Source organism: Nitrospirillum amazonense (assembly GCF_007828045.1).
GTDB classification, from domain to species: Bacteria; Pseudomonadota; Alphaproteobacteria; order Azospirillales; family Azospirillaceae; genus Nitrospirillum; species Nitrospirillum amazonense_C.
On record NZ_VITN01000005.1, the window covers coordinates 1 to 22,377 of the forward strand.

Below are 22,377 nucleotides of genomic sequence, written 5' to 3' on the forward strand. Positions count from 1 at the left end.
TCCGTCGACATGACTTCCATGGCGAATGGAACTACACCATTTCGCCAAACACACCGACCAGATTGAAGCGATAATTTATCAACAGACCCTAAGCGTCTGCGCGGATGGATGAAAACGCCCCCGGAGCCGCTGGCGCCGGGGGCGTTCCGCTTTCAGAAGCGATAACCCACCGCCGCGAAGGCGCGGGCGCTGGTGGCGTCGTAGGTGACGGGGCTGTCGGCGGCGTCGCCCAACAGGCGCTTCACCGACACGTCGCCCGTGACGAACCAGTGCTCGTTGAAACGGTACAGGGCGCCGACACCGGCGCTGACATCCTTGAAGCCGGAGCCGGCGGTGTAGGCCGCGAAGCGGGAATGGGCGGCCTGCACCGGCGTGACGCCGAAGTAGGTCTGCATGTAATTGTCGTTGGCCCAGGTGGTGCCCACGTGCGGCGTCAGGATCAAATGGTCGGCCAGCTTGAACGGCAGGCCCGCACCGGCCGTCAGCACCACGCCGTCGTTCTGGTCGCCCGTGTACTTGGTGACGGACGCGTCCAGGCTGATGCGGCCCAGCTGATAGGCGCCGAACAGCTTGACGCCCAGCGACGTGTCGATGTCGCCCAGGCCCTTGAGGCGATCATCGCCGTTGCTGAAAAGGCCGTTGGTATTGCTGTCATTCCGGCCGGGATCAAAGGTCAGGGCGGCACCGACACGCACATTGCCCTGGTGCCAATAGGCGCTGAGCCCCTCCGGCCCCAGGGCCAGCATGTCGTCATAGCGGATGGTGACCAGCGGCAGCGGTGTCGTCCGGTAGCGGTCGCTGCCCTCGTAGTTTGGGCGCACGGCGACGCCGCCGCCGACGGTGATGTCCCAGACCGGCGGCTGCCGGGCCTGGGGAGCGGCCTGGGAAGTGACCGAATCGTCGGCCAGGGCCGGGCCGGCGGAAAGGGCGGTGCCGGCCAGCAGCGCGACGCCAAAAACGGAAACGGATGTGCGGAAAAGCATGGGGCGCGTGGCCTCTCGGCTTTGGGGAAACGGCGCCCGGCGGCCAGGCCCCAACCCACCGGCCCCGGAACGAGGCTGGACCCTAAGCCCCGATTTTTGATGGCTGATGTCGCCTTTGCTGCCGGATGGGCACAATGTGTCCAGACTGAAACAATCGCTTGGGACAACCGACACAACGGGCGGCGCCGGCGCGTGCTAGCATGCCGCCCCATGACGCTACCGCCCGCCCCACTGCCCGCCCCTGCCCAGCAGCCGACCCTGCTGATCGTCGACGATGACGAGGACATCCTGTCCCTGCTGACGCTGTTCTTCCAACGGCACGGCTATGCCGTGCGGGTGGCGGAGGATGGCGGTGCCATGCGGGCAGCCCTGGCGGCGGGCCCCATCGACCTGGTGATCCTGGACATCATGCTGCGGGGGGAGGACGGGTTCAGCCTGTGCCGCACCTTGCGCGCGGCGTCGCGCGTGCCGGTCATCATGCTGACCGCCATGGCCGACCACACCGACCGCGTCGTGGGACTGGAGATCGGCGCCGACGACTACCTGACCAAGCCTTTCGACGCGCGTGAGCTGCTGGCCCGGGTCAAGGCCGTGCTGCGCCGGACGGGCGAGGCCGGCGGCTGGCCGGCGGAAACCCGCCCCTGCCTCAGCTTCGCCGGCTGGCGGCTGGACGTGGCGCGGCGGGAACTGCGATCGGAGGATGGCACCCTGGTGCTGCTGTCGGGTGGGGAGTTCGACCTGCTGCTGGCCTTCGTGGAGCATCCCCAGCGCGTGCTGACCCGTGACCAGCTGTTGGACCTGGCGCGCGGCCTGAGCCATGCGGCTTACGACCGCAGCATCGACGTGCAGGTCAGCCGCCTGCGCCACAAGCTGGAGGAAGATCCCAAGAGTCCGGCGCTGATCCGCACTGTGCGCAACGGCGGCTATATCTTCACGCCGCAGGTCCGCCGCCAATGATACCGCGCCGGTGTGTACCAACCTGGTCGCAGGACACCATCGCACGGCGATTCGCCCTGACCATCATGGCGGCCGTGACGGTGGCCGTCATCCTGAGCGCCCTGGTGGTCAGCTTGGCCGGCGCCTGGCTGGCGACGCCGGCCAACGACGCCGGGCTGGTACAGGTCGTGGCCAGCGTCACCCACGCCATCGAGGCCGCCCCGCCGCCCCTGCGACCCTCGTTGGCCGCAGCCGCGAGCGCGCGGCTCTACAGCATTGAATGGCACCCGGCTGATGATCCCATAGCGGCGCTGCTTCGCCAGGAGATCAGCTTGGATGACTTCCATCCGTTGGAGAGCGCGTGGCTGAGCCTCTTCCAGGCAACCGGAACCGACCCGGCGGCGGCGTTGCTGTGGCACGACCTTTCATACGGTTCCCATGTACGGTTCCCAGCCCGGTTCCCAGACAAGTTCCTGGCCGTGCGGCTGAAGGACGACAGCTGGCTGGTCTACCTTCCCCTGGGCCACAGCCGCGACACCATCCGCGCCTTCCGCATCGGCATCGCACTGATCCTGCTGCTGCTGTCGGCCGCCGCGGTGTCGCTGATCGCCGCCCGGCAGCTGTCCCGCCCCATCGAGCGCATCGCCGATGCCGCCCGGCAATTCGGCACCAATCCCAAGGCCCCGCCCATCGTCGAGTCGGGCCCGCACGAACTGCGCGGCGTCATCCGCGCCTTCAACGCCATGCAGGGGCAAATCCAGAAGTTCGTGGGCTATCGCACCGCCATGCTGGCCGCCATTTCCCACGACCTGCGCACGCCGCTGACCCGCATGCGCCTGCGCGGCGAGTTCGTGGAAGATGCGGAACAGCAGGCGCGACTGTTCCGCGACGTGGACGAGATGCAGGCCATGGTCGATGGTGCCCTGGCCTTTTTCCGCGACGACGCGGATGAGGAGGCGGTGACCGCCTTCGACCTGGGCGGCCTGCTGACCACCATCGCCGACGAGTATGCCGACCAGGGCGTGGCCGTCGCCTATGAGGGGCCCAGCCATGCCGTCTATCGCGGCCGGCCCTTCGCGCTGAAACGGGCGGTCACCAACCTGATCGAGAACGCGGTAAAGCACGCCACCCCGCCGGCCGTGACGCTGGAGCGGGTGTCGGGGGAGCAACCGCCGGGAACGGTGGCCATCATCGTGCGGGACGATGGCCCCGGTATTCCGGACGACGCGCTGGAGCAGGTGTTCAGCCCCTTTTTCCGCCTGGACCGGTCGCGCAACCGGGTGTCCGGCGGCGTGGGCCTGGGCCTGACGGCGGCGCTGGCCATCGTACGCGGCCACGGTGGCGACATCGTCCTGAGCAACCGTCTTGCCGGTGGGCTGGAGGCGCGGGTGACGTTGCCGGCCGGCTGAAACGACAAACGGCCCGGACGCTGATGTCCGGGCTGTTTGCGAAAAACCAGGCAAAAGCCGTGGCTGTCAGCCGGCGGCCTTCTTCTTGCCGGCGTTGCGCAGCAGGGTACCCAGCGGCAGGTGCAGGTGGGAATTGGCGGCCAGCACGCTGGCGCCGCTCTGCGGAACCTTGCCGCCACCGATCTCGGTGGCGAAACCGCCGGCCTCGGTCACCATCAGCAGGCCCGCGGCCACGTCCCAAGGCTTCAGGTTGGTCTCGAAGAAGCCATCGAAGCGGCCGGCGGCGACATAGGCCAGGTCCAGGGCGGCGGCGCCCAGGCGGCGGATGCCGGCCACCTCGCCCATCACCGCCTGCAGCTGCGGCAGGTAGGCGGCATGGTCGCCATGGCCCTTGAAGGGGATGCCGGTGGCGATCAGCGCGTCGGGCAGGTTGCGGCGGGCGGAGACGCGCAGACGGGTGTGGTTGAGGAAGGCGCCGGCGCCCTTCTCCGTCCAGAACATCTCATCATGCACCGGCTCGTACACCACGCCGGCGACGATTTCGCCTTCCTTCTCCAGCGCGATGGTGATGGCCCAGTGCGGCAGGCCGTGCAGGAAGTTGGTGGTGCCGTCCAGCGGATCGACGATCCAGCGGTGCGACGGGTCGCTGCCGGCCACGCTGCCCGCTTCCTCCAGCAGGAAGCCGAAGCTGGGGCGGGCCTTGGACAGTTCCTCGCGGATGATGTTTTCCGACTTGCGGTCGGCGGCGGATACGAAGTCCGCCGGGCCCTTGCGGGAAACCTGCAGCTGCTCCACCTCACCGAAGTCGCGCACCAGGGCGCGGCCCGCCTTCTCGGCGGCTTTGGTCATGACGTTGAGGATGGCGGAACGGGCGGCCATGGGGTGTCCCTTTTGATCTCATCACAGGCAGGTCCCCGGGGGACCGCCCTACCATAAAAGCCGAGAGCGAATTCCACCGGAAGGCGGAATTCGCTCTGGCAACGAACCTGTCGCCCCGAGGGCGACGGCGGAAGGAGGCTTAGTCCTTCGCGCGTTCCATGTATTCGCCCTCGGCGGTGCTGACCACCACGCGGGTGCCGGCCTCGATGTGCGGCGGAACCAGAATGCGCACACCGTTTTCCAGCACAGCCGGCTTGTACGAGGAAGAGGCCGTCTGGCCCTTCACCACCGGGTCGGCCTCGGTGATCCGCAGGGTCACGGTCTGCGGCAGCTCGACCGACAGGGGCGCGCCTTCGAAGGTCTGCACCGTCACTTCCATGCCATCGGTCAGGAAGACCTTGCCGTCGCCGACGACATCGCCGGGGATGGAGACCTGCTCGAAGGTTTCCTTGTCCATGAAGGTGTAGCTGTCGCCCTCTTCGGCGAACAGGAAGGTCATCTCATGTTCGTCCAGGCGAGCACGCTCCACGCTTTCCTGGGTGCGGAAGCGCTCGATCGTCTTGGTGCCCGTGCGCACGTCCTTCATCTCGATCTGGATGAAGGCGCCGCCCTTGCCGGGCTGCACGATCTGCGTCTTCACGACCACCCACAGCTTGCCGTTATTCTCCATAACGTGGCCGGGGCGCATGGTGTTGGCGTTAACCTTCATGGTGCTTCAACTTTAACCTGGGTGTTTGCGAGCGGCGGGGACCCTAGCAGCTTGTTGCCAGCCGGACAAGATCAGCCGGAATTCCCAAGGCGCATGCCCCTTCGGCGTTATCCCGCAAACAATCCTGGGGAATGCCCCACCCCCTCCAGGAAACCGGCGCAGAAAAAAGCCCGGCGGGTCGAAACCGGCCGGGCTTGCAAGGGTATGGGACGGGAAACAGGGAATGAGAAGAACTACAGGGAAATGAACTGGAACCAACCTCGGGCCTTGATCCCCTTAGGGCTTAATCAGGGCGCCCACGGCCGCACCACCGGCCGCGCCGATGGCGGCGCCCGCCAGGACCGGGCCACCGACGATGGCCGTCAGGGCGGCACCACCCGCGGCGCCGATGGCGCCACCGGACAGGGCGCGCTGCTGGCGGGCGTTCAGACCGGAACAGCCGGCCAGCAGGGACCCGGCCACGACGACGATGACAGCTTTCTTCAACATGATGGCCTCACTGCTTCCAAGGCTGGGGCGGAACCAGGCAGGGCTCCGCCCCGGGGCCGGGCTTGATGCCGGCTAAATCATTGGCGTTAGGGGTTGGGGCGTTAAGGGGTTGGCGTTAACGGATGGGAATGACCACGTTCAGGCCAGCCGACGGATAGTAGACCGGGGGCGGCGGCGGGGCGTAGTAGGCCGGGGGCGGCACGTACACCGGACGCGGCGGGCCGTAGTAGTACGGCGGGGCCACGTAGACCCGCGGGCCACGATAGTAGTCGTGGTAGCGGTAGTAGTCGTGGTGATGGTGGCGCCAATACTCGTCGGCCTTCGCCTTGGTCGCGGTCAGACCGGATGATGCGGCGACCCCGACCACGACCAGTGCGGCAACCGCGGCAAAGCGCTTCACCTTCGCCAGACGCAGGAAATCGCTCGTCATGATCTTACCTCCAAAAAGGGGATGCTCGCTTGTCGGCTCGTGCCGTCATCGGCTTCCCATGGCTCGTATCTTGGAGGCGGATGTTGACGATTTAAGGGCGATGTTTGCCTTAATGCGACCGTAATTATGAATTGGCCGGGAACTTTGTGTGACCAGCCAATTCATCAACAAAAACAAATGGTTATTCTTAGTGCACCACCTGCCCCGCCCCGCGCCCTCGCGGATCGGACGCGGTTTGCAGCTCGGTTCCGGTCACCTGCACGGCCTCCACATCCCCCATGTTCCAGCCCTGGTCGACCAGGGTGTAGCCCATGGCCTTCAACGCGTCGGCTTCCGGCCCTTTCAGGGGCGCGTAGGGATCGTAGTAGATGGTGTCCTTGGGCAGCAGTTGATGGTGCACCCGCTGGGCCGCCACCGCCGCCTGCAAGGGCATGTGAAAGTCATAGACGTCGCTCATCACCTGAAAGACGCCGGTGAAGATGCGCGAGCCGCCGGGCGTGCCCAGCACCAGGCTGACCTTGCCGTCGCGGGTGACGATGGTGGGGGTCATGGAGGACAGCATGCGCTTGCCCGGCTGAATGGCGTTGGCGTCCTTGCCCACCACGCCGAAGCCGTTGGGCACGCCTGGCTTGGCGCTGAAGTCATCCATCTCGTCATTCATCAGGAAGCCGGCGCCGCTGACCACCTCGCCATTCCCGAACTCGAAATTCAGGGTGTAGGTGTTGGAAACGGCGTTGCCCCACTTATCGACCACGGAGAAGTGCGTGGTCTCGTTGGGCTCCAGCCCCGGCTTCACGTCGGGCGTGGGGGAAATGGCGGTGGGGTTGATCTCCCCCGCCCGCTTGGCCAGGTAATCGTCGCTGATCAGCTTTTCCACCGGCACCTTGTAGAAGTCCGGGTCGCCCAGGTACTCGGCGCGGTCGGCGAACACCCGCTTCTCGATCTCCGCCAGCAGGTGAATGTATTTGGCGGAGTTGAGCGGCACGTCCTTGAAGTCCGCGGCGCGCAGCTCCTTCATTTTCAGCAACTGGGCCAGCGCCTCCCCGCCCGAGCTGGGCGGCGGCGCGGTGTAGACGACGTTGCCCTGCCAGGTGAACCGGATGGGCTCCCGCCACTTGGCCTTATAGTCCGCCAGGTCCTGCGCCGTGATCAGGCCGCCGTCCTTCTTCATTTGCGCGACCAGCAGCTGCGCCGTCTTGCCGGTATAGAACTCCTTGGGCCCGTCCTTGGCGATGCGCTTCAGCGTCTCGGCCAATTCCGGCTGGGTGAAGGTCCTGCCCGGCGCCATCTTGCCGAAGTACTGGGCGAAGTTGGTGCCCGCGAACTGCGCCATCATGTCGGTGCGGTAGGCGATGATCTTGTCGGACGGCAGGAAGCCCTTCTCCGCCAGGGTGATGGCCGGCTGGATGACCCGGTCCCACGGCAGCGTGCCGAAGCGGTGGTGCGCCTCCCACAGGCCCATGACGGTGCCGGGCACGCCGGCGGCCTTGGCCCCCACCAGGCTGAGCTTGGGGACCACATTGCCCTGGGCATCCAGGTACATGGTGCGGGTCGCGGCCTTGGGCGCCACCTCGCGGTAGTCGATGAAATAGGGCTTGCCGTCCACGAACAGGGTCATGAAGCCGCCGCCGCCGATATTGCCGGCCTCGGGATAGGTGACGGCCAGGGCGAAGGCGGTGGCCACGGCGGCGTCCACGGCGTTGCCGCCCGCCTTCAGGATCTCCGCCCCGGCGCCCGTGCCGAAGGTGTCGGCCGAGGCCACGACGCCCCCCGACAGCAGGGCGGCCGGCGCAGTCGCCGTCTCCTTGGCGTGCGGCCCACTGATGGGCCCGACCAGCGCCACGCCCAGCGCCAGCGCGGCGGCCGCATTGACCCAACGACGCGTGATGCCCTTACCCGATTGCCCCTTGCCACTCTGCCAGGCCCGCATCGGTCACCCCTCTTGTTCTGGAATCGTTGTCCCGCCTGCCGGCCGGGAGAAACCAGCATGCCCAGGTCGCGGGCGAAAGATAAGATGATTTTGCGGTGCGGCATGATCAGCGGGGCTTGACGATTATCTCATATATGGGAAATATTCCCATTATGGAACAGACTCCCGATCCCTTCGACCAACGCCTGGCCGCCCGCCTCTCCAGCCTGCGCCTGGAGCGCGGCTGGACCCTGGAGCTGTTGGCGGAGCGCAGCGGTATCAGCCGCGCCACCCTGTCCCGGCTGGAGCGGGGGGAGACCAGCCCCACCGCCGCCTTGCTGGGGCGGCTGTGCACCGCCTACGAACGCCCCATGTCCCGCCTGCTGGCGGAGGTGGAGGCCGACCCGCAGCAGTTCATCCCCCGCGAGTCCCAGCCCACCTGGACCGACCCCGAAACCGGCTTCCACCGCCGGGGCGTCTCCCCGCCCGCCGGCGGCTATATGACGGAGATGGTGGAGGGCACCCTGCCCGTGGGCGCCGTCATCGCCTATCAGGCGCCGCCGGTGGCGGGGCTGGAGCATCATTTGTGGATGCTGGCTGGGCGGCTGGAACTGGCCTTGGACTGTATCCCCCACGCGCTGTCGGCGGGGGACACGCTGCGTTACCGCCTGACCGGCGGCAGCCGCTTCCACTGCCCCGGCCCCGAGGCCGCGCATTACGTCATCGCCATCACCCGCCCCTGAGAAAGCCCCCCGAGCCACCATGACCGCCCTGGCCATCCGCGAAATCCCCGCCACCGAGTTGGACGCCCAGACCCCCGCCCTGAGCCGCATCCTGCATGCCTGCGTCCTGGGCGGGGCCAGCGTCGGCTTCATCCTGCCCTTCGCCGAGGACGAGGCCACCGCCTTCTGGCAAGGGCTGCGGCCCGGCCTGGAGACGGGCGGGCGGCGCCTGCTGGGCGCGTGGCTGGGTGACCGCCTGGTGGGCACGGTGCAACTGCTGCTGGCCGGCCCGCCCAACGGCCGCCACCGGGCGGAGGTGGCCAAGATGCTGGTCCATCCCGACACCCGCCAGCGCGGCATCGGCCGGGCCTTGATGACCGCCGTCGAGGCGCTGGCCCGGACGGAAGGCCGCACCCTGCTGCTGCTGGATACGGGTAGTGATGAAGGCCGGGCGCTGTACCGCAGCGCCGGGTTCCAGACCGTGGGCGACATCCCGGGCTATGCCATCCATGTCGATGGTTCGGCCCTGGCGACGACCCTGCTGTACAAGCATTTAACAGCTTAAATATCGGAGAATTACGCCGCCTGGCCGACGTCAGACCCCGCAATTACCCGTCGCCATCAGTAAAAAATGTTGCGGCGCCCGTGTTTTTACCCCCGCCGCCTTGCCGCCCCCGCGCGCTGAGGTTAAGGTCGCAGCCGGTCCCGGCATGGCGGACCCGCGCCAAGGCCGGCGCGGGAATCGGCCCGAAGCACGCCGGACAGCCATGGATGGGGGCGGTTAAGGCGGCAATGGGTTTCACGCTGGCAGTCGGCACATTCCTACAGCATTTGATCAACGGCCTGACCCTGGGCGCCATCTATGGACTGATCGCCATCGGCTACACCATGGTGTACGGCATCATCCGCATGATCAATTTCGCCCATGGCGAGATTTACATGATCGGCGCCTTCATCGCGGTCACCACCTTCACCCTGCTGCTGGGGGCCGGTGTCACCTCGGTGCCGCTGGCCTTGGTCATCGTGCTGGCCATCTCCTGCACCTTTACCGCCGCCTATGGCTGGACCATCGAGCGCGTGGCCTATCGTCCGCTGCGCACGGCGCCCAAGCTGGCGCCCTTCATCTCCGCCATCGGCATGTCCATCCTGCTGCAGAACTTCGTCATGCTGACCCAGGGCGCGCGGTCGAAGTCGCTGCCCCCGGTCATGACGGGCGGCGTCACCCTGTGGCACGACGGCGACTTCAGCCTGGGCCTGACCAACATCCAGATGTTCATCATCCTGCTGACCGTGGCGCTGATGGCCGGCTTCACGCTGGTCATCAACCGCACGGCCCTGGGCCGCGCCCAGCGGGCGTGTGAGCAGGACCGGACCATGGCGGCCCTGCTGGGCATCAATGTCGACCGCACCATCTCCCTCACCTTCGTGCTGGGGGCCGGGCTGGCGGCGGTGGCCGGCGTCATGGTCACGCTCTACTACGGCGTCATCGACTTCTACATCGGCTTCCTCGCCGGCATGAAGGCCTTCACCGCCGCCGTCCTGGGCGGCATCGGCAGCCTGCCGGGCGCCATGCTGGGCGGCCTGCTGATCGGCCTGATCGAGGCCTTCTTCTCCGGCTACGTCTCCAGCGCCTACAAGGACGTGGCGGCGTTTTCCATCCTGATCCTGGTGCTGGTGGTCCGCCCCTCGGGCCTGCTGGGCCGCCCTGACATCGAGAAGGTGTGAGGTCATGGCCGCACCCGCATCCCCGTCCACCGGCACCCCGTTTCCCTTGGCCCATCGCCTGCGCGACGCCGGCATCGCCGGTCTGGTCGCCATGGTATTGGCCATCCCGTTCCTGGGCCTGCGCACCGTCAACCTGGACCAGGGCCTGGTGGTGCAGGCCAACCTGGCCTATGTGCCCCTGGCCGGCGTCCTCGTCTTCCTGGGCCGCCTGATCCTGGGCCTGCTGGCGGCGCCCTTGGCCAAGGCGGTGGCGCCCCTGACGGCGTGGCGCCCACCCGCCAGCGCCCAGCGCCTGCGCCCCTGGGGCGGGCCGCTGCTGGTGCTGGCAGCCATGGCTCTCCCCTTCCTGCCCTTCGCCAACCGCTATGTCATCGACCTGGGCACCACGGCGCTGATCTACATCCTGTTGGCGACGGGCCTGAACATCACGGTGGGCTTGGCCGGCCTGCTGGATCTGGGCTTCGCCGCCTTCTACGCCATCGGCGCCTACACCTGCGCTTTAACAACCACGCAGCTGCACTGGGGCTTCTGGCCGGCGCTGGCGGCGGGCGGCCTGGCGTCCAGCCTGTTCGCGGTCCTGCTGTCCCTGCCCATCCTGCGGCTGCGGGGCGATTACCTGGCCATCGTCACCCTGGGCTTCGGCGAGATCACCCGCATCATCATCCTGAACTGGCAGGGCCTGACCGGCGGGCCCAACGGCGTGTCGGGCATCGCCCGCCCCACCCTGTTCGGCCTGACCTTCGACCGGCGGGCGCCGGCCGGGGGCCAGACCTTCAGCGAGGTGACGGGCATCGCCTATGCCCCCGAACACCGGCTGATCTTCCTCTACCTGGTCATCCTGGCGCTGACCGTGCTGGCGGCCTACACCGTGGCCCGCCTGCGCCGCCTGCCCATCGGCCGCGCCTGGGAGGCGCTGCGCGAGGATGAGATCGCCTGCCGCTCCCTGGGCATCAACCCCACCATGGTGAAGGTTTCCGCCTATGCCACCGGCGCCCTGATGGGCGGCTTGGCCGGATGCTTCTTCGCCGCCCGCCAGGGCTTCGTCAGCCCGGAGAGCTTCGGCTTCATGGAGTCGGCCACCATCCTGGCCATCGTCGTGCTCGGCGGCATGGGCAGCCAGGCGGGCGTGATCATCGCCGCGCTGTTCATCGTCGTGTTGCCGGAACTGGCGCGCGGCTTCGCCGACTACCGCATGCTGGCCTTCGGCCTGGCCATGATCCTGATCATGATCTGGAAGCCGGGCGGCCTGCTGTCCGGCCGCCTGCCCACCATCCGGCTGTCCACCGCCAAGCCCAAGCCCGTGGCGGAGGCTGCCTGAGATGACCGAACCCCTTCTGGATACGCCCCTTTTGGATGTCCGGGGCCTCACCATGCGCTTCGGCGGCCTGCTGGCCGTCGACAGCGTGGACCTGACGGCGGAGCGCAACCGCATCACCGCATTGATCGGCCCCAACGGTGCCGGCAAGACCACCATCTTCAACTGCCTGACCGGCTTCTACAAACCCACGGCCGGCCGGCTGCTGCTGCGCCACCCGACCCGGGGGGAAATCGAACTGCAGACGCTGAAGGGCTACGGTGTCGCCCGCACGGGCGTGGTGCGCACCTTCCAGAACATTCGCCTGTTCCCCAGCATGACGGTGCTGGAAAACCTGCTGGTGGCCCAGCACCAGGCGCTGATGCCCAAGTCCGTCTTCTCCCTGGCCGGCCTCTTGAACCTGAAGGGCTGGCGCGCGGCGGAAGAGGCGGCGGTGGACACCGCCCGCGACTGGCTGCACCGGCTGGACCTGCTGGCGGTGGCGGATGAGGAAGCGGGCAACCTGTCCTACGGCATGCAGCGCCGTGTGGAGATCGCCCGCGCCATGAGCACCAACCCGCTGCTGCTGTGCCTGGATGAGCCGGCCGCCGGCCTGAACCCCCGCGAAACCCGGGCGCTGGCCGAGCTGCTGGCCGGCATCCGCGCTGAACACGGCATCGGCATCCTGCTGATCGAACATGACATGGGCCTGGTCATGGATATCTCCGACCGCATCTTCGTCGTCGACCATGGCGCCCGCATCGCCGCCGGCACGCCGGCCGAAATCCGCAATGACGAGCGGGTGATCAAGGCCTATCTGGGCGAGCCTGACGCCGAAGACATGGCCGCCGGGGGGAGCGCGCCCTGATGGCCGGCCCGCTGCTGCAACTGTCCGACGTCCACGCCAGCTATGGCCCCGTGCACGCCCTGCGCGGCGTCAACGTGACGGTGAACGAGGGGGAGATCGTCACCCTCATCGGCGCCAATGGCGCTGGCAAGTCCACGCTGCTGATGACCATCTGCGGCAACCCGAAGCCGGCGCAGGGCCAGATCCTGTTCCAGGACAAGAGCCTGGTGGGCATGCCCCCGCACCTGATCGCCAGACAGGGCATCGCCCAGGTGCCGGAGGGGCGGCGCATCTTCCCGCGCATGACGGTGCTGGAAAACCTGCAGCTGGGCGCCACCCTGGCCGACCCCGCCCATTTCGCCGAGGATCTGGCCATCTGCTACGGCCTGTTCCCCATCCTGGAGAAGCGCCAGGCCCAGCGCGCCGGCACCCTGTCGGGCGGGGAGCAGCAGATGCTGGCCATCTCCCGCGCGCTGATGAGCCGGCCGCGCATGCTGCTGCTGGACGAGCCCTCGCTGGGCCTCGCCCCCCTCATCATCCGCCAGATCTTCCAGGTCATCGAGCAGCTGAACCGGGAACGCGGCATGACCATCCTGCTGGTGGAGCAGAACGCCTACCACGCCCTGAAGCTGGCCCACCGCGCCTATGTCCTGGCCTCGGGCGAAGTGGTGTTGACGGGTTCGGGCAGGGAACTGCTGGCGAACGAGCAGGTGCGCGCGGCCTACCTGGAGGGTGGGGCGCATTGAACTTATAGAAGCGCCTCGATGCCCTTGCGGCGAATCACGTTCAACAGCACGAGTGCCGCTCCCTTGGCCTGCTTGGTGCCACGCTCAAGCTGCGAGACATAACCAGTCGTCAGATTCAGATACTTGGCGAGCGCGGCCTGACTCAGGTGCGCTTGTTCCCGCATCGCCTTGACCTCGTCACCCGTGATAGGTTCCGCCATGGGCAAGGCGTCAGAACCCAAATGACGCACGGTGATCTTGCGATGCATGGCCTCGTCCATGATCCCAAGGCGGCGCTGACCAGCAGCCATTTCCAGAAGCTCTTGGGTCAACCGACTAGGTTTCTTGGTCGTCATCGGCGATCTCCTTCAACTCTCCATCTTCCACGGCCTGTGCGATATTTTCAGCCGCCGCCGCCAGCCAGATCGCGCCGATGGTGCGAAGGGTCTGCAACTCATCGTCCTCAATGTTCTCACGATCGTTCTTGGCAAACCCATAAAGAAACACGGCACGGCCAGCGGCCCGATAGGCCACGACCATCCGGAAGCCACCAGACCGGCCTTGGCCCGGCCGCGCGACACGCTGCTTGATGAGGCCACCGCCCAAGTCAGCGTCGATGATGCCACGCTCGGCCCGTTCGATCGCCTCCTTCAAACAGGCGTCGGCGATCCCCTCGCGGCGGGTGAATCGCGTCACTCCCTTGGTCTTGAAAATCCGCACATCGCCACCTCATAGCACCACAAACTATAGTACACAGCGCTATGAATTCCAGTCCATTCGAGCGTGGCCCTACTCCGCCGCCTCGCCGGCTCCCTCACCCGCCCCCTTGGCCGCCCCACCGGCAGCATCGAACTGCAGCGCCGCCAGGCGGGCGTAGAGGCCGCCCTGACGGATCAGTTCCTCGTGCCGGCCGCTGGCGACAATCTTGCCCTTGTCCAGGACGATGATGCGGTCGGCATTCAGCACGGTGGCCAGGCGGTGGGCGATGATCAGGGTGGTGCGGTCCTTCATCAGGGTTTCCAGGGCCAGTTGCACCCCACGCTCGCTCTCCGCGTCCAGGGCGGAGGTCGCCTCGTCCAGCAGCAGGATCTTGGGGTTGCGCAAGATGGCGCGGGCGATGGCGATGCGCTGGCGCTGGCCGCCGGACAGGCGCACGCCCTTTTCCCCCAAATAGGTGCCCAAACCCTCGGGCAAGGCCTCCAGGAAGTCCAGCGCGTGGGCGGCGCGGGCGGCGGCGCGCACCTCCTCGTCCGTGGCGTCGGGACGGCCGTAGCGGATGTTCTCCCACGCGTTGGTGGAGAAGATCACCGCCTCCTGCGGGACGATGCCCAGGCGGGCGCGCACGTCGGCCGGAGTGGCCGTGCGCACGTCCACGCCATCCACCAGCACGCGGCCGTCCCGGGGGTCGTAGAAGCGCAGCAGCAGCTGGAACAGGGTGGTCTTGCCGGCGCCACTGGGGCCGACGATGGCCACGGTCTCGCCCGGCGCCACCGTCAGGTCCAGGCCCTCCAGCGCGGCATGGTCGGGCCGCGCCGGGTAGTGGAAGCGCACGCCCTCGAACGCCACGGTGCCGATGGCCGGGGTGGGCAGCGCCACCGGGTTGGGCGGGGCGACGATGTCAGGCTTGGTTTCCAGCAGGTCCACCAGCCGCTCCATGGCGCCGGCCGCGCGCTGCAGTTCGCCGGTGACTTCCGAGATGGCGCCCACGGCGCCGGCCACCAGCACGGAATAGAAGATGAAGGCGGAGAGCTGGCCGGCGGAGATGCGGCCGGCCAGCACGTCGTGCCCACCGATCCACAGGATGACGCCGATGGCCCCCATCACCAGCGAGATGATGATCATGGCCATCAATGCCCGCACGCGGATGCGGCGCACGGCGGTGGTGAAGGCATCCTCCACGCGGTCGCCGAAGCGCGCCGTCTCGATGGCCTCATGCCCGAAGGCCTGGACGATGCGGATGCCGCCCAGCGTCTCATCCACCTGGGCGCCCACGTCGGCCACGCGATCCTGGCTGGCCTTGCTGAGCTTGCGCAAGCTGCGGCCCAGAATGACGATGGGCAGCACCACCAGGGGCACGACGATCAGCACCAGACCCGTCAGCTTGGCGCTGGTGATGGCCAGCATGATCAGGCCGCCCATCAGCATCAGCGAATTGCGCAGGGCGATGGAAACGGTGGAGCCCACCACCGTCTGCAGCAGGGTGGTGTCGGTGGTCAGGCGCGACAGCACCTCACCCGTGCGGGTCGATTCGAAGAATCCGGGCGATAAGGTCACCAGATGGTCGAAAACCGCCCGCCGGATATCGGCCACCACCCGCTCGCCCACCCAAGAAACCAGGGAGAATCGCACGTAGGTGGACCCGGCCAGCACCAGGATGACGCCCAGCATGACCAACAGCGCGTGGTCCAGCAGTTGCGGGTTGCTGGTGACGAAGCCCTGGTCCACCACCGCCTGGAGGCCGCGGCCCATGCCGATGGTGGTGGCCGCCGCCAGCAGCAGCGCGATGCCCGCCCCCACCGAGCGCCAAATGTAAGGCCGCACGAAGGGCAGCAGAAAGGCCAGGGGCCGCAGGGACTTGCGCCCCGGGGCGGGCGTGCCCGGGGTGGGTGTCAGGGTGGCGTCGGTCACCGGCGATGTTCCCAATCTGTCTGAGCGGGGCGCGGAACCGTCCCATTATTCAAGCGTCCCCGAACAATCAGCTTGGCCCCGCGCGCGTGATGGCTTAGGTAATGCGTCCAAGGCCGTGGGGCAACCATCGCCAACCCTTTCCTTCATCGCCACGGGGCGTCAGCCATGCGTGGTTGTGGTGTCGTGCGTATGAGAAGCGCACGATCGGGTGTTGATCCCGGGGACGGTTTTGGCTATAAGCCCGGCTTCGCATTTCGAGATTTTTGTTTTGGGACTTGGGCGATCATGAAAGCTGACATTCACCCGGACTACCATGAGATCACCGTCGTCATGACCGACGGCACCTCGTTCAAGACCCGGAGCACCATGGGCAAGGCCGGCGACACGCTGCGCCTGGACATCGACCCGAAGTCGCACCCGGCGTGGACGGGCGTGCAGAAGCTGGTCGACACCGGCGGCCAGATCGCCAAGTTCAACCGCCGCTTCTCGGGCCTGGGCCTGAAGTAAGCTGCGGGCGGCCCACGCCGCACGTCGCTCACGCTTTCAAAAAAGGGCGTCCCATTCGGGGCGCTCTTTTTTGCTGCCCGCGCGCCAGTGAAAGACGCCTGGGCCTGCGGCCGCCGGCCCAGGAGATTTCGGGGAGCCGAAGGCGGACTGGAAATCGAGGACAGCCAAAGGCGCGGATGCGCCTGCCGGCGCCTGAGGCGAAAGCGTCAAGCCACGCTGCGGCGGTACTGGTCTTCCAGGCGTTCGGCGCGCATGTACAGGCTGTGGCTGCGTTGCAGCAGGGAGCGCAGGCCGGTCGGCAGCTCGCCATTGTCGGGACCCGAAGGGTCGCTGCAAATGGTGCCACCGGACAGGGCGAACTGTTCGCCCAGCACCTGGTCAGCCGTCAGCTCATGGGCATGCACGGCCTTCAGGGCCAGCAGCCAGGCCATGACCTGGGTCAGCCGACTGGTGACCCGCAGCGATTCGTAGCTGATCTGCAATCGGACCTGGGGTGGCAACCCCCGCTGGTCCTTGGCTTCCTGGAAGGCCACGTAGTTGCGCGCCTCAACCAGGAGGGCCATCGTCTCCTCGTACGTCCGGTCGAAAAAGGCATTGGACTCGAGCAACGAGGAACCTTTCTCCGGGCTGGACCTGGATGCCGCACGGGGGGTGGTCCCTTGGGCGTAACTCAGGCGGGGGATAACCCGGGCACGGACGACAACTGTAGGGTCGAAATGCCCAAACCCGCAATACGCGGCGGGTTGGGGTCACCTTCTGATCACAGCCGATGACGCTTCAGGGTGCCACCAAAGGCTTAAATCTTCGGAAATAGGGCGGCGGGTTTCCAAGCCCGGGCGTCCTCCATTTTTCGGATTCCGGCCCCTATTGAAATCCGCGAAGGGCGTTCACAGATGAAATTGCGTCGGCGGGAATGCCCAGGAGGGGTTCCTAGAGCCGGCATGAAACCCCACCCAACGGGACGGCCAGGATGGCGCCCAAGGGGCCGGGGTGATCGCTCTACCGGAGGATTATCATGCGCAGTTACGACCTGTCCCCGCTGTTCCGTTCCACCGTCGGTTTCGACCGCCTGACCCGCCTGATGGAGTCGGCGCTGAAGACCGAGGACCAGGGCAACGCCTACCCGCCCTACAACATCGAGAAGCGCGGGGACGACGACTATCGCATCACCATGGCGGTCGCGGGCTTCAGCCAGGAAGAGATCGACATCGTGACGCAGGAGAACGCGCTGACGGTCATCGGCAAGTCCCGCAAGGATGACCAGGCCGCCCCGCAGACACAGTACCTGCACCGGGGCATCGCCGGCCGCGCCTTCGAGCGGCGCTTCCAGCTGGCCGAGCATATCCGGGTGACGGGTGCGGCGCTGGAAAATGGCCTGCTGCACATCGACCTGGTGCGGGAGGTGCCGGAGACGGCAAAGCCGCGCCATATCCCCATCGCCAACCTGGGCCAGAGCTCGACCGCCCTGCCCACCGGGCAGGCGGCCAACTAAGCCTTCACAAGGCCGGGAAGGGTCAGGACGGGTAATCGTCCTGACCCTTCCAGCCACCGCGTTTTCGGAACGTAAAAATGGAAAGGGCCGCAGCTATTGCGCTGCGGCCCTTTCGCATTCCCAGCGGCGCCGGTTTTCCGGCTGCCTGATTTTGCCCGCCCGTTCAACCCGTACCAAACTTCGAAACGGACGGTATGCAGGGCACGCGGGCCAGTCAACCCACTTCGGCAACGAAGACCGCAGATCAGTCAACGCACCGTCACAATTTTGCCACATGGAAGGCACCCAGAAGCGGCAGGTGCAGGCTCACACCTCATTGATTCTAAATCGTTTTCCGCCCGAATCCGGCAGTGGTCAGGGCCGCCCCGATTTCCTCTAGAACAACCGGATCATCGATGGTGGCCGGCATCGCCCAGGCCTCCTGGTCCGCGATCTTTTGCATGGTCGCCCGCAGGATTTTCCCTGAGCGGGTTTTGGGCAGCCGCTCCACCACCAGGGCCTGGCGGAAGGCGGCGACAGGGCCGATGACCTCCCGCACCCGCTGCACGACCTCGGCCACGATGGTCTCGTGACCGCGGGTCACCCCAGCCTTCAACACCAGGAAGCCCAGAGGCAGCTGACCCTTCAGCGCGTCGTGCACGCCGATGACGGCGCACTCCGCCACGTCGGGATGACCGGCCAACACCTCTTCCATGGCGCCGGTGGACAGGCGGTGGCCGGCCACGTTGATGATGTCGTCGGTGCGCGCCATGATGAACAGGTAGCCGTCCTCATCGACATAGCCGGCGTCCGAGGTCTGGTAGAAACCCGGATATTCGGAGAGGTAGCTGCGGATGAAGCGCTCCTCCGCGTTCCACAGCGTGGGCAGGGCACCCGGCGGCAGCGGCAGGCGTATGGTAACCGCCCCCAGCGTGCCCGCCGGCACCTCGTGCCCCTGCCCGTCCAGCACCCGCACATCCCAACCTGGCAGCGGCCGGGTGACGGAGCCATGCTTGACGGGCATGAGGCCCAGCCCAACCGGGTTGCCCGCCACCGGCCAGCCGGTTTCCGTCTGCCACCAATTGTCGATGACCGGCACCTTCAGATGGGCTTCCGCCCAGCGCAGGGTGTCGCTGTCCGACCGTTCCCCCGCCAGGTACAGCTGGCGGAAATGGCTGAGGTCATGCCCTTTGAGCAGCAGGCCCTCCGGATCCTCACGCTTGATGGCGCGAAGGGCGGTGGGGGCGGTGAACAGCATGGCCACCTTGTGCTGGCTGATCACCCGCCAGTAAACGCCGGCGTCCGGCGTCCCCACAGGCTTTCCCTCATACAACACGGTGGTAGCGCCCTGCAGCAGGGGGCCATAGACGATGTAGCTGTGCCCGACCACCCAGCCCACGTCGCTGGCCGCCCAAAACACCTCCCCCGGTTTCAGCCCATAAAAATGTTCCATGGTCCATTTCAGGGCCACGGCATGGCCGCCGTTGTCGCGGACCACGCCCTTGGGCTGACCCGTGGTGCCGGAGGTGTACAGGATGTACAGCGGGTCCGTGGCGGCCACCGGCACGCAATCGTGCGGCGTCGCCGTTTCGGCCTCTGTCCAGTCGATGTCGCGGCCAGGCTTCAGGGGCGCCTGTTCCTGCGGCCGCTGCAGGATGATGCAGCAGGTCGGCTTGTGCGTCGCCTGGTCGATGGCGCTGTCCAGCAGGGGCTTGTAGGGAATAACGCGGGCGCCCTCGATTCCGCAGGAGGCGGACACCACCACCTTGGGCTTGGCGTCGTCCAGGCGGGTGGCCAGCTCACGCGCGGCGAATCCACCGAAGACGACGGAATGGATGGCGCCCAACCGGGCGCAGGCCAGCATGGCGACGGCCGCCTCGGCCACCATGGGCATGTAGAGGATGACCCGGTCACCCTTCCCCACCCCCTGGGCCGCCAACAAGCCGGCGAAGCGCGCCGTCAGGTCCAGCAGCTCGCGATAGGTGTATGTGACCACGGTGTTGGTGATGGGCCGGTCATGGATCAGCGCCACCTGGTCCCCCCGCCCCGCCGCCACGTGACGGTCCAGCGCGTTCCAACAGGTGTTCAGCTGCCCGCCAGCGAACCAGCGGAACAGGGGCGCGCGGCTATCATCCAGCACATGATCCCAGGGGCGGATCCAGTCGATGGCCCGCGCGGCCTCTCCCCAGAAGCCCTCGGGATCGTCCAGGGACCGGTTGTACACTTCCGCATAGCGTCCGCTCATCCGCTTACCCCCCTTTAGGGACCCCGGAGGCCCCCTATTCTTACTTGGTCCCGCCACCATCGCAGGCCGCCCAGGGGGACGACCATGAGACAGATCAACGGCCTGCCTTCATCTTACCGGCTCGGTGACGAGGGCCAACACGAAACCGCCCCGCTCACCCGAAAGGACAGGGCAGTGCGGCGGCGGGTGGCATAGGGCGGACGTGCATGTGGGAGAAGGCTGGGGCGCCAAAGGACTTGAAAGATCAGTCGAATCGGCTGGACGGTATAGCCAGGCGTCCGCCGCCGCCCCTTAAGAAGGGGCGCGAAGCCACCGTGACGTCCAAGGTGGTGCCCCGACAGACGGCACGTCAGATGATCGCCCGGCCCGCCGCGAAGCTGCTTTCACGGCCCACCTGGCCATAGCAGCGGGTGAGCCAGTCTCCGGCCGCCGCACGTCCCATGTCGCGCAGCTCGGTCAGGAAGCCCCAGTCGGCGTTCAGCTTGCTGGAGACGCCCAGATCCGCCATGCCCGGCCCAGGCTCCACCATGTGCAGGTAGACGGGGCGCACGCCGGCCTCCGCCGGGTCGATGCCGTGGTCCGCGCACAGGCGGTTCACCAGCTCCAGCGACTTGAGCTCGCGCAACAGGGTGGCGTTGAAGCCGATCTCGCTCATGCGATCGACGATGGCGCTCGGGGCCGTGGGCACGGCGGGCCGCTGCAGCGGCGTAACCTGCACCACCAGGATGTCGGTCGCCGTGCAATCATGCAGCAGGGGATAAAGCGTCGGGTTACCCATATAGCCGCCATCCCAGTACGGCTCGCCCTCGATCTCCACCGCCTGGAACAGGATGGGCACGCAGGCCGAGGCCAGCAGCGCCTCGATGGACAAGTCCGCGCCCTTGAACACCCGCAGCTGGCCGCGGTTGACGTTGGTGGCGCTGACGAAAAGGCGCACACTGTCGGACCGGCGCAGCACGTCGAAGTCGATCAGCCCGTCCAGCACGTCGCGCATGGGGTTCAGGCCCAGCGGGTTGAACTGATAGGGCGACATCATACGCACCATCATGTCCAGGCCGGCATAGACGGGGGAATGGTCCAGGTTGCGCCGTCCGGCCCCGCCCGTCATCCAATCCAGCCAGGTGGGCTGCAGCGGACCGGTGGCGGAGCTTTTGGCCATGCGCCGCCATAGCCGGTGCAGCAGGGCGCGCGCCCCCTCCGCCCCGCCGGTCAACAGGCCATAGGCCAGCAGCGCGCCGTTGACGGCGCCGGCGCTGGTGCCGCTGATGCCTTCGACATCCAGCCGGCCATCCTCCAGCAGGCGGTCCAGCACACCCCAGGTGAAGGCCCCGTGGGAGCCGCCGCCCTGCAGCGCCAGATTGATCGTGCGCCGCGCCGGCGCCCCGGTTACCGGAGGGGCCGCCGGAGTCGGAGACACCGGTGTCGCCCGCCGCCGCCGCTTGGCCACATCGCCCACAGAACCGTCCATACCGCCCTGACCCTCGAAGAAAAGCGGCCCAGCATTGAAGGCGAAGCACAGAATTCGCCGGTCCGCCGGGACCAACATGGTTAACAATTGCCTGGGCTTATCGACAAAATGCCGCCCAATTCGTGGGCTAATTCATACCGCGATACGGGTGGCGGAACAAACCCGTCTTGAACAATGCTGAACCTGGGTTAAGGTTAGGTTAGTGACTTGAGACGCAATGGCATCCGGGGACATCCGGGCCCGCCCTTTGGGGACGACGCCCGACCGCCATCCTCAGCGATCAGGCGTTCCAGAGCATCATGACGAGGGAAAGACGGCCGTGGGCGACGTAGTCAACCTGAACCGGTTCCGTAAGCAGAAGGCCAAGGAAGAGCGGGAGGCCAAGGCGGCCGAGAACCGCGTCGTCCACGGCCGCACCAAGGCCGAGCGCACGGCCGAGCAAAAACGCCAGGACAGCCAGATGGCGGACCTGGATGGCAAGAAGCTGGACCCCGCCGACAGCGACGACTAGGGACAGGAAGCCGAACAGGTTCCAGGCATCCCAGGCAGCGATAAACTCAGCTGTTCGCGGCAGAAGGCCGGAAGAAGTTGATCATGTTGCCATCAGGGTCGCAGAACAGCATGGAGCGGTTGCCCCAAGGCATGTCCTTGGGCTGCTGCAACCAGTTGGTCACAAGGGTGTCGATACGGTCACGCTCCCGATCGACGTCATCGACCTGAAATTCCAGGATCGCCGATTGGTTGGAACCGGCGACCCAATCCCCGCCATGCATGAATTCACAGGCCTTCCGGCTGGCCAGCGCGAGGATCGCGCCCCCAGGGCGGAACTCCACATAATCGTCGTTACCGGTCGATGGCGTTGCCAGCAGCTTCTCGTAGAACGCCGCGAGCTTGGGAACGTCTTCGGTGACGAGGCGCGTGTAGGCGAACTTCATGGGGGCATCCTTTCCACTTGCGGCGCCATACCGGGGCTTCGATAGTGAACGCCATCGTTATTATGA

The 22,377-nt window shown here is 66.9% G+C and carries 24 protein-coding genes; 11 read left to right on the forward strand and 13 right to left on the reverse strand.

Features of this window, described 5'->3' with window-relative positions; genetic code table 11:
* Positions 1-152: 152 nt before the first annotated feature.
* Entirely contained in the window at positions 153-983 is an 831-nt protein-coding gene (locus tag FBZ89_RS09695) for a MipA/OmpV family protein (protein WP_145749814.1), read from the reverse strand.
* A 210-nt stretch (positions 984-1,193) separates the two neighbouring features.
* Between FBZ89_RS09695 and FBZ89_RS09700 the strand changes: the two genes are divergently transcribed.
* Both FBZ89_RS09700 and FBZ89_RS09705 read left to right on the forward strand, forming a co-directional pair.
* Entirely contained in the window at positions 1,194-1,940 is a 747-nt protein-coding gene (locus tag FBZ89_RS09700) for a response regulator (RefSeq protein WP_145749815.1), read from the forward strand.
* Positions 1,937-3,328, forward strand: coding sequence for an ATP-binding protein (locus tag FBZ89_RS09705; RefSeq protein ID WP_145749816.1), 1,392 nt, complete (start codon positions 1,937-1,939; stop codon positions 3,326-3,328). The genes FBZ89_RS09700 and FBZ89_RS09705 overlap by 4 nt, the downstream gene beginning before the upstream one ends.
* Before the next feature lie 66 nt (positions 3,329-3,394).
* On the opposite strand, the gene FBZ89_RS09710 is transcribed toward FBZ89_RS09705, so the two are convergent.
* From FBZ89_RS09710 to ggt, 5 genes are all read right to left on the reverse strand, one after another.
* On the reverse strand, positions 3,395-4,207 hold the full coding sequence (locus tag FBZ89_RS09710; RefSeq protein ID WP_145749817.1) for an inositol monophosphatase family protein: 813 nt from the start codon (positions 4,205-4,207) through the stop codon (positions 3,395-3,397).
* 139 nt (positions 4,208-4,346) lie between these two features.
* Positions 4,347-4,916 carry an elongation factor P gene (gene efp, locus FBZ89_RS09715; RefSeq protein WP_004271878.1) on the reverse strand — a complete coding sequence of 190 codons (570 nt, stop codon included), beginning with the start codon at positions 4,914-4,916 and terminating at the stop codon, positions 4,347-4,349.
* 276 nt (positions 4,917-5,192) lie between these two features.
* Positions 5,193-5,405: a hypothetical protein gene (locus FBZ89_RS09720; protein WP_145729569.1), complete on the reverse strand. Its 213-nt coding sequence runs from the start codon at positions 5,403-5,405 to the stop codon at positions 5,193-5,195.
* A gap of 115 nt (positions 5,406-5,520) precedes the next feature.
* Positions 5,521-5,835 (reverse strand): hypothetical protein, encoded by a 315-nt coding sequence (locus FBZ89_RS09725; protein ID WP_186457279.1) that lies wholly within the window; start codon positions 5,833-5,835, stop codon positions 5,521-5,523.
* 187 nt (positions 5,836-6,022) lie between these two features.
* On the reverse strand, positions 6,023-7,765 hold the full coding sequence (gene ggt, locus FBZ89_RS09730; protein ID WP_246172117.1) for a gamma-glutamyltransferase: 1,743 nt from the start codon (positions 7,763-7,765) through the stop codon (positions 6,023-6,025).
* 152 nt (positions 7,766-7,917) lie between these two features.
* On the opposite strand from ggt, the gene FBZ89_RS09735 reads away from it, so the two are divergent.
* The 6 genes from FBZ89_RS09735 to FBZ89_RS09760 all read left to right on the forward strand — a co-directional run bounded on the left by FBZ89_RS09735 (position 7,918) and on the right by FBZ89_RS09760 (position 13,078).
* Positions 7,918-8,487 carry a helix-turn-helix domain-containing protein gene (locus tag FBZ89_RS09735; protein WP_186457280.1) on the forward strand — a complete coding sequence of 190 codons (570 nt, stop codon included), beginning with the start codon at positions 7,918-7,920 and terminating at the stop codon, positions 8,485-8,487.
* A 19-nt stretch (positions 8,488-8,506) separates the two neighbouring features.
* Positions 8,507-9,031 (forward strand): GNAT family N-acetyltransferase, encoded by a 525-nt coding sequence (locus FBZ89_RS09740; protein WP_145749819.1) that lies wholly within the window; start codon positions 8,507-8,509, stop codon positions 9,029-9,031.
* A gap of 227 nt (positions 9,032-9,258) precedes the next feature.
* A complete protein-coding gene (locus FBZ89_RS09745; RefSeq protein ID WP_004273582.1) occupies positions 9,259-10,191 on the forward strand; it encodes an ABC transporter permease subunit in 933 nt (310 codons plus the stop codon).
* A 4-nt stretch (positions 10,192-10,195) separates the two neighbouring features.
* Positions 10,196-11,509 carry a high-affinity branched-chain amino acid ABC transporter permease LivM gene (gene livM, locus FBZ89_RS09750; RefSeq protein ID WP_145749820.1) on the forward strand — a complete coding sequence of 438 codons (1,314 nt, stop codon included), beginning with the start codon at positions 10,196-10,198 and terminating at the stop codon, positions 11,507-11,509.
* A gap of 1 nt (position 11,510) precedes the next feature.
* On the forward strand, positions 11,511-12,353 hold the full coding sequence (gene livG, locus FBZ89_RS09755; RefSeq protein ID WP_281292011.1) for a high-affinity branched-chain amino acid ABC transporter ATP-binding protein LivG: 843 nt from the start codon (positions 11,511-11,513) through the stop codon (positions 12,351-12,353).
* Positions 12,353-13,078 carry an ABC transporter ATP-binding protein gene (locus FBZ89_RS09760; protein ID WP_145749821.1) on the forward strand — a complete coding sequence of 242 codons (726 nt, stop codon included), beginning with the start codon at positions 12,353-12,355 and terminating at the stop codon, positions 13,076-13,078. The genes livG and FBZ89_RS09760 overlap by 1 nt, the downstream gene beginning before the upstream one ends.
* A 2-nt stretch (positions 13,079-13,080) precedes the next feature.
* Here the strand turns inward: FBZ89_RS09760 and FBZ89_RS09765 are convergent, their stop codons facing one another.
* From FBZ89_RS09765 to FBZ89_RS09775, 3 genes are all read right to left on the reverse strand, one after another.
* Complete coding sequence (locus FBZ89_RS09765) at positions 13,081-13,413, reverse strand: helix-turn-helix domain-containing protein (protein ID WP_145749822.1); 333 nt, start codon at positions 13,411-13,413, stop codon at positions 13,081-13,083.
* Positions 13,394-13,777, reverse strand: coding sequence for a type II toxin-antitoxin system RelE/ParE family toxin (locus FBZ89_RS09770; protein ID WP_145749823.1), 384 nt, complete (start codon positions 13,775-13,777; stop codon positions 13,394-13,396). Before FBZ89_RS09770 ends, FBZ89_RS09765 begins: the two co-directional genes overlap by 20 nt.
* Positions 13,778-13,846: 69 nt before the next feature.
* Entirely contained in the window at positions 13,847-15,685 is a 1,839-nt protein-coding gene (locus FBZ89_RS09775; RefSeq protein WP_246172118.1) for an ABC transporter transmembrane domain-containing protein, read from the reverse strand.
* Positions 15,686-15,970: 285 nt separating this feature from the next.
* On the opposite strand from FBZ89_RS09775, the gene rpmE reads away from it, so the two are divergent.
* Entirely contained in the window at positions 15,971-16,192 is a 222-nt protein-coding gene (rpmE, locus tag FBZ89_RS09780) for a 50S ribosomal protein L31 (RefSeq protein WP_040848326.1), read from the forward strand.
* 206 nt (positions 16,193-16,398) lie between these two features.
* Here rpmE and FBZ89_RS09785 read toward each other — a convergent pair whose 3' ends face one another.
* Complete coding sequence (locus FBZ89_RS09785) at positions 16,399-16,800, reverse strand: DUF1465 family protein (protein ID WP_145749824.1); 402 nt, start codon at positions 16,798-16,800, stop codon at positions 16,399-16,401.
* A gap of 407 nt (positions 16,801-17,207) precedes the next feature.
* Here FBZ89_RS09785 and FBZ89_RS09790 point away from each other — a divergent pair, with 407 nt between their 5' ends.
* Entirely contained in the window at positions 17,208-17,684 is a 477-nt protein-coding gene (locus tag FBZ89_RS09790) for an Hsp20 family protein (RefSeq protein ID WP_145749825.1), read from the forward strand.
* Between the two features lie 322 nt (positions 17,685-18,006).
* Here the strand turns inward: FBZ89_RS09790 and FBZ89_RS09795 are convergent, their stop codons facing one another.
* Both FBZ89_RS09795 and FBZ89_RS09800 read right to left on the reverse strand, forming a co-directional pair.
* Positions 18,007-19,908 (reverse strand): propionyl-CoA synthetase, encoded by a 1,902-nt coding sequence (locus FBZ89_RS09795; protein ID WP_145749826.1) that lies wholly within the window; start codon positions 19,906-19,908, stop codon positions 18,007-18,009.
* Between the two features lie 349 nt (positions 19,909-20,257).
* Entirely contained in the window at positions 20,258-21,376 is a 1,119-nt protein-coding gene (locus tag FBZ89_RS09800) for a patatin-like phospholipase family protein (protein ID WP_246172120.1), read from the reverse strand.
* 319 nt (positions 21,377-21,695) lie between these two features.
* On the opposite strand from FBZ89_RS09800, the gene FBZ89_RS09805 reads away from it, so the two are divergent.
* Entirely contained in the window at positions 21,696-21,887 is a 192-nt protein-coding gene (locus FBZ89_RS09805) for a DUF4169 family protein (RefSeq protein ID WP_145749828.1), read from the forward strand.
* A gap of 46 nt (positions 21,888-21,933) precedes the next feature.
* On the opposite strand, the gene FBZ89_RS09810 is transcribed toward FBZ89_RS09805, so the two are convergent.
* A complete protein-coding gene (locus FBZ89_RS09810; RefSeq protein WP_145749829.1) occupies positions 21,934-22,311 on the reverse strand; it encodes a VOC family protein in 378 nt (125 codons plus the stop codon).
* Positions 22,312-22,377 lie beyond the last annotated feature (66 nt).